10 protein-coding genes are annotated in these 12952 nt (G+C 55.2%); all 10 read left to right on the top strand.

From position 1 onward, the window contains the following. Positions 1–82 precede the first annotated feature (82 nt). On the top strand, positions 83–1336 hold the full coding sequence (gene glyA, locus CLV88_RS21465; protein WP_106610489.1) for a serine hydroxymethyltransferase: 1254 nt from the start codon (positions 83–85) through the stop codon (positions 1334–1336). Between the two features lie 10 nt (positions 1337–1346). Continuing rightward, positions 1347–2729, top strand: a complete 1383-nt coding sequence (gene lpdA, locus CLV88_RS21460; RefSeq protein ID WP_106610461.1) for a dihydrolipoyl dehydrogenase — start codon at positions 1347–1349, stop codon at positions 2727–2729. 13 nt (positions 2730–2742) lie between these two features. Then, entirely contained in the window at positions 2743–3687 is a 945-nt protein-coding gene (gene lipA, locus CLV88_RS21455; RefSeq protein WP_106610488.1) for a lipoyl synthase, read from the top strand. Between the two features lie 26 nt (positions 3688–3713). After that, positions 3714–5087: an alanine/glycine:cation symporter family protein gene (locus CLV88_RS21450; RefSeq protein WP_106610460.1), complete on the top strand. Its 1374-nt coding sequence runs from the start codon at positions 3714–3716 to the stop codon at positions 5085–5087. Positions 5088–5158: 71 nt separating this feature from the next. Beyond that, complete coding sequence (locus tag CLV88_RS21445) at positions 5159–5572, top strand: universal stress protein (RefSeq protein WP_106610459.1); 414 nt, start codon at positions 5159–5161, stop codon at positions 5570–5572. 29 nt (positions 5573–5601) lie between these two features. Further along, a complete protein-coding gene (gcvT, locus tag CLV88_RS21440) occupies positions 5602–6702 on the top strand; it encodes a glycine cleavage system aminomethyltransferase GcvT (protein ID WP_106610458.1) in 1101 nt (366 codons plus the stop codon). A 16-nt stretch (positions 6703–6718) separates the two neighbouring features. Beyond that, complete coding sequence (gene gcvH, locus CLV88_RS21435; RefSeq protein ID WP_106610457.1) at positions 6719–7084, top strand: glycine cleavage system protein GcvH; 366 nt, start codon at positions 6719–6721, stop codon at positions 7082–7084. Between the two features lie 11 nt (positions 7085–7095). Continuing rightward, the gene (gene gcvP, locus CLV88_RS21430; RefSeq protein ID WP_106610456.1) at positions 7096–9954 is read left to right on the top strand and encodes an aminomethyl-transferring glycine dehydrogenase; all 2859 of its coding nucleotides are present in this window, start codon (positions 7096–7098) and stop codon (positions 9952–9954) included. A gap of 59 nt (positions 9955–10013) precedes the next feature. Further along, positions 10014–11429 (top strand): L-serine ammonia-lyase, encoded by a 1416-nt coding sequence (locus CLV88_RS21425; protein WP_106610487.1) that lies wholly within the window; start codon positions 10014–10016, stop codon positions 11427–11429. 422 nt (positions 11430–11851) lie between these two features. Beyond that, on the top strand, positions 11852–12754 hold the full coding sequence (locus CLV88_RS21420; RefSeq protein WP_106610455.1) for a formylglycine-generating enzyme family protein: 903 nt from the start codon (positions 11852–11854) through the stop codon (positions 12752–12754). The last annotated feature ends 198 nt before the right edge of the window (positions 12755–12952 follow it).

Genomic DNA, 12952 nt, shown 5'->3' with positions numbered 1-12952 from the left:
AGAAAAAGAGTTGCCTCATAGGGAATTTTTCCACTATAGGAAACAAAACGACCTATAGGAGGAAATGCTTGTGGAAAATGCACTGTTTAAGGCTTCTCTGAGCGCCACAGACCCTGTTATCGCCAACGCAATTTCTCTGGAAAACGACCGTCAGAGCGGACAGATTGAGCTGATCGCATCTGAGAACATTGTCTCCAAAGCTGTTATTGACGCGCAGGGATCCGTCCTTACCAACAAATACGCAGAAGGGTATCCGGGACGCCGCTACTATGGTGGCTGCGAGCATGTCGACGTTGTCGAGGCTGAGGCGATAGACCGCCTCAAGCGCCTGTTCCGTTGCAACTTTGCCAACGTACAGCCGCACTCAGGCGCTCAAGCCAACGGTGCCGTCAAGCTGGCATTGTTGAAACCCGGTGACACAATTCTGGGAATGTCGCTTGATGCCGGTGGCCACCTAACCCATGGCGCGAAACCTGCAATGTCCGGAAAATGGTTCCGCCCTATTGCCTATGGTTTGGACCAGAACGGCCAGATTGACATGGCGCAGGTCGCCGAACTGGCGCGCGCCGAGCGTCCGCAGATGATCATTGCAGGTGCGTCCGCGTACTCTCAAATCATTGATTTTGCCGCGTTCCGCGCAATTGCCAACGAAGTGGGTGCCTGGCTTCTGGTCGACATGGCGCACATCGCCGGACTGGTCGCTACCGGCCTACACCCATCTCCAATTGGGCATGCGCATGTCGTGACGTCGACAACTCATAAAACCCTTCGTGGCCCGCGCGGTGGCATCATTCTGACCAACGACGAATCCATAGCTAAAAAAATCAACTCGGCAGTCTTCCCCGGCCTTCAGGGCGGCCCGCTCATGCACGTCATTGCTGGTAAGGCCGTCGCCTTTGGCGAGGCTCTGCAACCCGAGTTCAAGGATTACATGCAACGTGTTGTAAACAGCGCATCGACGCTCGCGAACGTTATGATTGAACGTGGGTGCGACATCGTTTCAGGCGGCACACAAAACCACCTGATGCTGGTCGACTTGCGCCCCATCGGCGTAAAAGGCAACGCAGCAGAAGCTGCGCTGGAACGCGCAGGTTTCACCTGCAACAAGAACAGCGTGCCTGGTGACCCAGAGAAACCAACTATCACTAGCGGAATTCGCTTGGGTACTGCCGCAGGATGCAGCCGAGGCTTTGGCCCCGAAGAGTTCAGCCAGATCGGCCATCTGATCGGCGATGTTCTGGATGCGCTCGCTAAATCGCCTGAAGGAGACGAAGCCGTCGAAAAAGCGACCTTCGAAAAAGTCAATGCGCTCTGCGCAAAATTCCCAATTTACTAAGGGGCAGACTATGAAGACCTACGACCTCATCGTGATCGGTGGCGGACCTGGCGGCTATGTTGCGGCCATCCGTGCCGCTCAGCTGGGCTTGAATGTCGCTTGTGTCGAAGGGCGCGGTACCCTTGGCGGAACTTGCCTGAATGTGGGGTGTATCCCCTCCAAAGCGTTGCTGACCTCCTCGGCCAAGTATGCCGAACTTGCCCATCTCTCCTCCCACGGCATCTCGGTCGAGGAGGCCAGCATCGATGTGAGCACAATGATGGGGCGCAAGGATAAGATCGTTGGCGATCTGACCAAAGGTATCGCCTTTCTCTTCAAGAAGAACGGCGTCGACATGATCGAAGGCTGGGCCAGCATTCCCGCCGCCGGACAAGTGAAAGTTGGTGACGATATTCATGAAACCAAAAACATCCTGATCGCGACTGGCTCTGAACCGACATCTATACCGGGGATCGAGATTGACGAGAAAGACGTTCTCAGCTCGACCGGCGCAATCGCTTTAGACGCAGTACCCGAGCATCTGGTTGTTGTCGGTGCAGGCGTAATCGGCCTGGAACTGGGACAAGTATGGGCACGGTTGGGTGCAAAAGTAACGGTCATCGAATATCTCGACCGCGTTCTTCCCGGTATCGATGGTGAAATCGCCAAGCTCGCGCAACGCGCCCTGTCAAAGCGCGGGCTGAAATTTCAGCTTGGCCGCACATTGAAATCGATTGATGCAAATGACGGAGGCCTGTCCCTGACGGTGGAGCGCGTTGGCAAGGACAAAGAAGACGTAATAGAGGTCGACAAGGTTTTGATCGCTGTCGGCCGTCGCCCCGTCACACGCGGACTTGGGCTTGATGACCTTGGCGTTAAGATCAATCCTCGCGGCTTCATCGAAGTCGATGCAACCTTCCAGACGTCGGTTCCGGGAATATACGCCATAGGTGACTGCGTGCCGGGGCCAATGCTTGCGCACAAAGCCGAGGAAGACGGGGTCGCTTGCGTCGAAATGCTCGCGGGCGAGGCAGCTCACGTTGACTACAACACCGTACCCGGCGTGGTCTACACAGACCCCGAAGTTGCCTCAGTCGGCCTGACCGAAGAGGCCTTGAAAGAGGTTGGCACAGAATACTCGGTCGGCAAATTCAGCTTTATGGCAAACTCTCGTGCGCGTTCCAGCGGTGAAACTGACGGTGCTGTCAAAGTACTGGCCGCACCTGACGGAACGATCCTCGGTGCACATATCTGTGGTGCACATGGCGGAGATCTGATTGCCGAGTTGGTTTTGGCCATGAACAAAGGTGTCACCGTTGGTGAAGTGGCCGCGACCTGCCATGCACACCCGGCCATGGGCGAGGCGGTCAAGGAAGCCTGCCTCGATGCTCTGGGTCGCGCAATTCACGCATAAGGAAGACGAGCCAATGACCATCCAGCAGCGTCCTCGCCATCCTGAAAAGGCCAAAAAGGCGGATAGCGTGATCCCACGCAAGCCAAAATGGATTCGCAAGAAAAAGGTCGAAGGCGACGCGTATTATGAGACCCGCCGTCTCATGCGGGATCACGACCTGACCACGGTCTGTGAAGAGGCTGCGTGCCCTAACATCGGCGAATGCTGGTCCAAGCGCCACGCTACCATGATGATAATGGGCGAGGTCTGCACGCGGGGGTGCTCATTCTGCAACGTCTCGACTGGTCGGCCAGATACTCTGGACGCATTTGAACCCGGACGTGTCGCCGCCGCGGTCAAGAAACTGGGCTTGCGCCATGTTGTCATCACGTCTGTGGATCGGGACGATCTGTCAGATGGCGGGTCTGAACATATCGCACAAACGATCCGTGCCGTACGGCATCAAAACCCCGGCACAACTATCGAAGTTTTGACACCTGATTTTCTTGGTAAAGGTGCCGCAGCTGAAACGGTTTTTGATGCAGCACCAGACGTGTTCAATCACAATCTGGAAACGGTCCCGCATCTCTACCCAACCGTGCGCCCCGGCGCGAGGTATTACACCTCGCTGCGCCTTTTAGACGACGCCAAGCGTGCAAATCCAGAGATCTTCACCAAATCCGGCCTCATGGTCGGACTTGGTGAAACACTGAACGACATACGTCAGGTGATGGACGACCTGCGCGCAGCTAACGTCGATTTTCTGACCGTCGGTCAGTACCTGCAACCAACCCCGAAACATCATCCAATTGATCGTTTCTGGACACCGGAGGAATTCGCCCAACTGGAACAGATCGCCCGCTCAAAAGGCTTTCTGCACGTGTCAGCGACTCCGCTAACGCGTTCATCGTTCCACGCAGACGAAGATTTTGCCGCTCTGAAGGAGGCCCGTCAAAAGGCCATCGCCAACAGGGCATAAACCAAAACGCAAATGGGAGGGAAACCATGGAAGCGTTAAATTCAATCGTAGGAGCCATCAATGGCGTCGTGTGGGGGCCGCTAATGCTGGTCCTCATTCTCGGCGTAGGCTTCTTTTTGCAAGTCGGCCTGAAGTTCATGCCGATCCTAAAGCTGGGCACGGGCTTCAGCCTGCTGTTCAAAGGCCGTGAAGGGCAAGGCGAAGGCCAGATCAGCCCGTTTAACGCGCTTATGACATCGCTCTCGGCAACCATCGGTACCGGCAACATCGCTGGTGTGGCCACTGCTGTCTTCCTGGGCGGTCCAGGCGCATTATTCTGGATGTGGATGACCGCCTTGGTGGGCATGGCCACCAAGTATGCCGAAGCTGTGCTGGCGGTGAAGTATCGCGAGACTGATGAACTGGGCAACTACGTTGGCGGCCCGATGTACTACATCAAAAACGGCCTCGGTTCCAAATGGGCCTGGCTCGGTGGTGCATTCGCTCTGTTTGGTGCGATCGCAGCATTTGGCATCGGCAATGGCGTGCAGGCCAACGGTGTTGCACAAGTACTGGAAGCCAACTTTGGCCTGAACACTTCGGTTACTGGCGTTGTTCTCATGGTGTTGACCGCAGCTGTTATTCTGGGTGGCATTACACGCATCGGCGCGGTCGCAGGTAAGCTGGTTCCGTTTATGGCGGTTGCATATATTGTCGCTGGCCTTCTGGTGCTGCTGATCAATATCGGCAACATCGGCTATGCGCTGAACCTTGTCTTCACTCACGCATTCACTCCGTCTGCTGCTGAAGGTGGTTTTGCCGGTGCAGCGGTCTGGGCGGCGATCCGCTTTGGCGTGGCACGTGGTGTCTTTTCGAACGAAGCTGGTCTGGGTTCGGCCCCAATCGCGCACGCTGCTGCATCGACCAAAGGCCCAGTTAACCAAGGTCTGGTTGCCATGCTGGGTACGTTCATCGACACGATCATCGTCTGCTCGATTACTGGCCTTGCCATCATCGCCTCCGGTGCTTGGACATCTGGAGAATCCGGTGCTGCACTGACCAGCCTCGCGTTTGAACTGACATTGCCGGGTATCGGCGGTTACCTGATCGCAGTCGCGCTGTCGATCTTTGCCTTCACAACCATCCTAGGCTGGTCCTTCTATGGTGAAAAATGCGTCGGTTTCTTCTTTGGCCATCGCGCATTGATCCCTTACCGGTTCCTTTGGATCGTGATGATCTACTTCGGTGCGACCGCAGATCTGGGCTTTATCTGGCTTCTGGCGGATACGCTCAACGCCATGATGGCAATCCCGAACCTGATTGCGCTGGCACTGCTGAGCCCAATCGTCTTCAAATTGACCAAGGAGTTCTTTGCCTCGGGCGGTCAATCAGAAGAGCCGAGCGGCACGGCTGCCGAATAAAGCAACACTGGCCGGGGGGCCGCATGGCCCCTCGTGCATCAATTGTATTCCTACCTCGAGGAGAAAGACAAATGGCCACCAAAATCCTGCTGCCGATTGATCATACAGACGACCGTTCGTGGAAAAAGGCCCTGCCGCTCGCACTGGAGCAGGCCAAGTTTTATGGCGCAGAGCTGCATGCCGTTGAGGTCATCCCCGAGATCATCCAACTGCCAAACCTGCCACAGGGATACGGCGCAGGTGCCAAGGACTTTGTCCGTGGGAAAGTCGAGACCATCCTTGCCAACAACGACGCCGCGCATGTGCCGGTTCACATCATCGAAGGCAGCGTCTATCGTGAAATACTCAAGCTGGCCCACAAGGACGGCTATGACATGATCATTATGGCTTCGGCCAAGGGCGATTTTCCGAACTACGAAATTGGCCCGAACCTCGCACGTGTCGTGCGCAACGCGCATTGCACAGTCACCGTCGTTCGCGACTGATACGTCAACACACTTCCGGGATCACAGACATGTCTGACAATTCTCCGAAACGTACCCCGCTTTATGACCTCCACGTTGAACTCGGTGGAAAAATGGTCGATTTCGCAGGCTGGGAAATGCCTGTTCAGTACCCCATGGGCATCATGGGAGAGCACAAACATTGCCGTGAAAAAGCTGCTTTGTTTGACGTCAGCCATATGGGTCAAGTGATCTTGCGCGGTGACAACGTTGGCGAAAAGCTCGAAGCGCTGTGCCCACAGGCCTATGCAACGCTTAAGCCTGGCAAAGCGCGCTATGGCTTTTTCACCAACGAAGACGGCGGCATAATGGACGACTTAATTGTCGCCAATGCAGGCGACTATTTCTTTGTCGTTGTCAACGCAGCACTGCGTCACCAAGACATCCCGCACATGCAGGCAAATCTAGACGGCGTCGAAGTCACCGAAATCTTCGATCGTGCGCTTGTTGCCGTTCAGGGCCCCAAGGCAGAAGACGTCGTGGGCGACCTGTGCCCGGCAGCCCGTGAGCTGAACTTCATGGAAACCACACTGGACGAAATCAACGGCATCGAATGCCGCATCTCCCGCTTGGGCTATACTGGCGAAGACGGTTACGAAATTTCGATCCCAGAGGACAAAGCGATCGAAGTTTCGCGCGCCTTTCTGGCGCATGAAGACTGCGAACCAGCTGGTCTAGGCGCACGTGACAGCTTGCGTCTCGAATCTGGTCTTTGCCTTTATGGCAACGACATCGATCAGTCGACTTCCCCAATCGAAGCCTCGCTGGCATGGGCAATTCAAAAACGTCGCAAAGAAGAAGGCGGGTTTCCCGGTGCCGCACGCGTTCAAAAAGAACTCGCCGAAGGCGCAGCGCGCCGCTTGGTGGGCATTAAACCAGATGGCCGCGCACCGGCCCGCCAAGGCGTCGAAGTACAATGCCTGGAAGGCAACACTATCGGTCAGATCACCTCTGGCAGCTTTGGGCCAACCGTTGGCGGACCCGTTGCCATGGGCTATGTTTCAGCAGGACACGGCACCGCGGGCGAGAAGGTTAACCTGATCATCCGGGGCAAAGCCCAACCGGCGGAAATCGTCGCCCTTCCTTTTGTAAAACAAAACTACAAGCGCTAAATCGGGAGCACATCACATGACAACTTACTACTCTGAAGATCACGAATGGATCACTTTTGAAGGCGATATCGCCACCATTGGCATCACGGCACACGCTGCCGAGCAGCTAGGCGAAATCGTGTTTGTTGAGCAAAAAGAAACCGGTGACGAATTCGAAAAGGGCGAAGAAATCGGCGTGATCGAATCCGTCAAGGCAGCTTCCGAAATCTATGCGCCGGTCGACGGCGAAGTTGTGGAAGCCAATGAAACTTTGGGCGACAATCCTGGTGCGCTGAACGAAAGCCCCGAAGGCGATGCTTGGATCTACAAGGTCAAACTGTCTGACGCGAGTCAGCTGGACGACTTGATGGATCTGGACGCTTACAAAGCACTGATCGGCTAGAGGATACGTAGATGGAATTTCAACCAACCGACTATCAGGCCTACGATTTTGCAAATCGTCGCCACATCGGCCCATCTCCGGCTGAGATGAAAGAAATGCTGGATACGCTGGGTTACGAGAGCCTCGATGCACTGATTGACGCCACCGTTCCAGCTGAAATTCGCCAGAAATCCCCACTGGATTTCGGCACCCCCGGCATGACCGAACGCGATGCACTGTTTCACATGCGTCAAGTGGCGGAAAAGAATAAAATCCTGACCTCGCTAATTGGTCAGGGTTATCACGGAACCACCACGCCTGCGCCGATCCTGCGAAACATTCTGGAGAACCCAGCATGGTACACGGCCTACACGCCTTACCAGCCTGAAATCAGTCAGGGCCGTCTCGAAGCTCTGCTGAATTTCCAGACGATGGTCAGCGATTTGACCGGTCTCGACGTGGCCAATGCCTCGCTGCTTGACGAAGCCACCGCTGCTGCGGAAGCAATGGCTATGGCCAAGCGCAGCGGCCGCTCCAAAGCCAACAACGCTGCTTTCTTTGTCGACAAGAACTGCCACCCGCAGACAATCGAAGTGATCAAAACGCGTGCAACGCCATTGGGCATCGACGTTGTGGTTGCTGATCCAGATACGCTAGATGCAGGTGCTGTCTTTGGTGCGATTTTCCAGTATCCCGGCACACATGGTCATGTGCGCGACTTCACAAATGAAATCGCTGCACTGCATGAGCACAAGGCGATTGCTGTTGTTGCCGCTGACATCCTGTCGCTCGCGCTTCTGAAGTCACCCGGCGAAATGGGGGCGGACATTGCGATTGGTTCGACCCAACGCTTTGGCGTTCCGATGGGTTATGGCGGTCCGCACGCCGCCTACATGGCAACGTCAGATAAACTGAAACGCTCCATGCCGGGCCGGATTATCGGTGTGTCCATCGACAGCCGTGGCAACAAGGCCTATCGTTTGTCGCTGCAAACACGCGAACAGCACATCCGCCGCGAAAAAGCCAACTCGAACGTGTGCACCGCACAAGCCCTTTTGGCCGTAATCGCGTCGATGTACGCGGTCTATCATGGCCCCGAAGGCATCAAGGCGATCGCTCAATCGGTTCACCGCAAGACCTGCCGTATGGCCGAAGGCCTCGAGGAAGCAGGATTTTCGGTAGAGCCCGAAGTCTTCTTTGACACAATCACTGTCGACGTTGGCCCGTTGCAGAAAACCGTGATGGAGGCCGCCGTTGCGCGCGGGGTCAATCTGCGCAAGGTCGGCGACACCAAAGTCGGAATCAGCCTCGACGAACAGACCCGTCCAGAAACCATCGAGGCGGTCTGGGGTGCGTTTGGTATTGAAAAGACTGACGATAGCTCGATCAAACACTATCGTTTGCCAGATTATGCACTGCGTCAAAGCGAATATCTCACTCACCCGATTTTCCACAAGAACCGGGCAGAAGCCGAGATGACCCGCTACATGCGTCGCCTTGCTGACCGTGATTTGGCGCTGGATCGCGCCATGATCCCGCTGGGATCGTGCACGATGAAGCTGAACGCAACTATCGAAATGATCCCTGTGACGTGGCCCGAATTTGGCAACCTGCACCCCTTCGTTCCCGAAGATCAGGCGCAGGGGTATCACGAGATGATTGCCGACCTGAACGACAAATTGTGCCAGATCACTGGATACGACGCGATTTCCCAACAGCCCAACTCAGGTGCTCAGGGTGAATACGCCGGTCTCTTGACCATCCGCAGCTACCACATGGCGCGTGGCGAAGGCCACCGCAATGTTTGCCTGATCCCGACTTCGGCACACGGAACGAACCCAGCATCCGCTCAGATGGTCGGTTGGAAAGTTGTGCCGATCAAGGCAGACGACAAAGGCAATATCGATCTGGCCGATTTCCGTGAAAAGGCAGAGAAGCACTCTGACCAGCTTGCCGCATGTATGATCACATACCCTTCGACCCACGGTGTGTTTGAAACCACTGTGCAAGAAGTATGCCAGATCACGCACGAACACGGCGGTCAGGTTTATATCGATGGCGCCAACATGAACGCGATGGTCGGCCTGTCTCGTCCAGGCGATATTGGCGGCGATGTTAGCCACCTGAACCTGCACAAGACCTTCTGCATTCCGCATGGCGGAGGCGGCCCCGGCATGGGTCCGATCGGTGTCAAAGCGCACCTGACCGAACACCTGCCCGGTCACCCGGAATACGGCACCGCCGTTGGCCCGGTTTCAGCGGCACCTTTCGGTTCGCCCTCAATCCTTCCTGTGAGCTGGGCATATGTTCTGCTGATGGGCGGAGAAGGCCTTACTCAAGCAACCAAGGTTGCCATCCTGAACGCCAACTACATCGCTGCGCGCCTCAAAGACGCATACCCGATCCTCTACACATCAGAGAGCGGTCTGGTGGCGCACGAGTGTATTCTCGATACACGCCCCCTCAACGACGACGCAGGCGTGAGCGTGGATGACGTTGCCAAACGTCTGATCGACAGCGGTTTCCACGCGCCAACAATGAGCTGGCCGGTGGCTGGTACGCTGATGGTGGAACCAACCGAGTCTGAGCCTAAGGACGAGTTGGACAGGTTCTGCGACGCGATGCTGTCCATTCGTGGCGAAGCGCAGGACATCGTTGACGGCAAGATCGACGCGGACAACAACCCGCTCAAGAATGCGCCCCACACAGTTGCGGACTTGGTTGGTGACTGGGATCGGCCCTACACCCGCGAAGCGGCGTGTTATCCAGCTGGCTCACTTGGTGTCGACAAATACTGGTCTCCGGTCAATCGGGTTGATAACGCCTATGGCGACCGGAACCTTGTCTGCACTTGCCCCCCGATGGATGCTTACGCAGAAGCTGCCGAATAAACACACTACAAGGCGCACCGGTTGTACTGGTGCGCCTTTTTTAATGCATGGATGCCCTAATGTTCCTAAGTGTCTTTGATATTTTTAAAATTGGAATTGGCCCGTCATCGTCGCACACGATGGGTCCAATGACGGCGGCCGTTCACTTTCTGGATCGTCTCAAGACTGGCGACAACGGGCGGTTTGGCGCCGCTGACGTTGACCGGATCAAAGCATCGTTGCACGGGTCTCTTGCTTTCACCGGCAAAGGCCACGCCTCTGACCGCGCGGTCATGCTTGGTCTGCTGGGATTTCGACCAGACAATTTGAACGCCGACCTTGCCGAAGCCCAGCTGAGCGAACTGCAAACCCGAAAATCGCTCAAAGTGACTGGAATTGGTGATATCAATTTCAACCCTAATTCAGATCTGGTTTTTGATTTCGGCTCCGCGCTCCCTCTGCATGCGAACGGGTTAAAATTTGAAGCCTACGCTTCTTCAAATGCGCTCTTGGTATCTGACACCTACTATTCCATTGGCGGCGGTTTTGTGATGACTGAGGCCGAAATGCTGGCCGAAATTAATGCGGACCCCTCCGATCTCGGCGAAGAACAACAAGCGCTTGGCTACCCTTTTCCGTTTGGCTCGGCTGCTGAGATGTTGGCGATGGGCTCCAAGGCAAACCTCAGCATTTCAGAGATGAAACGCCTAAACGAGGAGGCTGTTCTTGGTCCGGAAGAGTTGACCGATCGTCTCGCCAAAATCTGGGGCGTCATGAGCGACTGCATTTCGCGAGGTCTTGAGCATGATGGGATTCTTCCTGGCGGATTGAATGTGAAACGCCGCGCACGCACGATCCATCAACGCTTGTTGAATCAAACAGGATCAAACAGCCAGCAACCGCATAGCATTAACGACTGGCTTTCTGTCTACGCAATGGCCGTAAACGAAGAGAATGCGGCGGGTGGGCAGGTTGTCACCTCACCAACTAACGGCGCGGCAGGCGTTGTACCTGCCGTGATCCGCTACTACCAAGATCACTGCAACGGTGCGACCAAACAAGGGGTCGATACATTCCTTTTGACCGCTGCCGCGATTGGCGGAATTGTCAAACACAACGCGTCGATCTCAGGCGCTGAATGCGGTTGCCAGGCCGAGATTGGCAGCGCATCGGCCATGGCAGCAGCAGGTTTGTGCGCGGCTCTTGGCGGCACCAATGAACAAGTTGAGAATGCCGCTGAAATCGCCTTAGAACACCATCTTGGCCTGACATGTGACCCGGTCAACGGGCTGGTGCAAGTGCCGTGCATTGAACGAAACGGTATCGGTGCCATCACAGCTGTTTCAGCGGCGTCGCTTGCGCTTCATGGCGATGGCACACACTTTATGCCGTTGGACAACTGCATCGAAACCATGCGCCAAACGGGTGTAGACATGGCAGAAAAATACAAAGAAACTTCTCTTGGAGGGCTGGCCGTCAATTTGCCGGAGTGTTGACAAGTTTCACGCTGTCGCCGTTCGAAAAGTCGTATCAACAAGATCGTTGTTAGGCCACAGCTTGAGTGAGCTTCACTCAATTGGCTCCACAGACTGCTAAACCGAAAACGTGCGGTTTGAACGCTTTTGTTTCAGGCGGACCTGAGAAACAGGTAAAATCTGCCTGATACATGTGTATTTTCTCTGGCAAGCTCGCTCAAAGCGCGCACGCTGAGATCCTCAGTGACAGGTTTGGATCTCTGCACCTGCCTTCACGCCCTGTTAAAGTCGATACCAAGTTGGTATTCAGATTTGAATTTGGCTGTAATGGAAAAGGTTAGATCTTGGCAGACTCGCATGAAAGCAGCCACTCTTGTTGCGCTCCATCAAATTGGAACCTGCACTCCCCTTCCGCAGATCTCTACCTAAATGCCGCATTGTGCGTGAACAAAGCTTCGCACGAGAAACAAGAACAGTTGCGTGCGCATCTCGTGCCTATCAACGGTGGCTTCTTTGAAATGGGCGCACGAACCACTCGGTTTCCAATCGATCTAGATAGCCCCCGGCGCAGGCTCAAAGTCCCGCCATTTCTCATTTCGCCCACAACAGTCTCAAACCAAGAATACGCAGATTTCGTCTCTCATACCGGTTATCGCACAGTCGCCGAGCAAGAGGGTTGGAGCTTTGTTTTTTACTTGCTTTTGCAGGACCCTAACCGTTGGCAAGAAAGCCCACCTGGCCTGCCGTGGTGGCGCAAAGTGGATGGCGCTTATTGGGGCTGCCCTGAAGGTCCCGATAGCAACACTGAAGACCGTCTCGACCACCCGGCAACGCATCTTTGCTGGTATGACGCCGTCGCGTACTGTCTTTGGGCAGGTTTGCGGTTGCCATATGAGGCCGAATGGGAATACGCCGCGCGCGGTGGCCTGACAAACAAAAAATTCCCATGGGGAAGCACAATGCACACTGCCGAAAATTTTCTAATGAACACGTGGCAAGGCGATTTCCCAGTCGAAAACACGGCAGAGGATGGATATGTCGGAACCGCGCCTGTTACATCGTTTCCACCAAATGGTTTTGGCCTTTTTAATATGACCGGAAACGTCTGGGAATGGGTAGATGCCTCACACGGTGAACTTCCAAGACAGTTTATTAGGCCCGACCAGCCCTTTGCCTCGGCGCTCGATCAACAACCCAAGGTTCAACGCGGTGGATCGTACCTATGCCACGAAAGCTATTGTGATCGGTATCACGTGCACTCCAGAAGTTGTAACGACATGGACAGCTCCACTGGAAATTGCGGTTTTCGGACTGCCGCGGATCTGGAAACGACAACAAAATCTTAACGCGTGCGAACCTAAACATCTTGTCGGCCAATGTCGGTGATCAATACATTGGAAACCCTCTCTCCTGACACGTTCTTTGCCACCGTAGTCAGGGTTTGGCGTATGTCAACGGCGGATTAAAAACCTGCCAGTGTGGCGGAGTAAAAGCCGGCCATTTGGCGTGACGATGGCTTAGGCGTTTTTCTGATGGATTGAGGG

The organism is Shimia abyssi (assembly GCF_003014475.1).
Classification (GTDB): domain Bacteria; phylum Pseudomonadota; class Alphaproteobacteria; order Rhodobacterales; family Rhodobacteraceae; genus Shimia; species Shimia abyssi.
The sequence above is the reverse complement of the archived record's forward strand: the minus strand, read 5'-3'. Positions and strand labels throughout refer to the sequence as shown.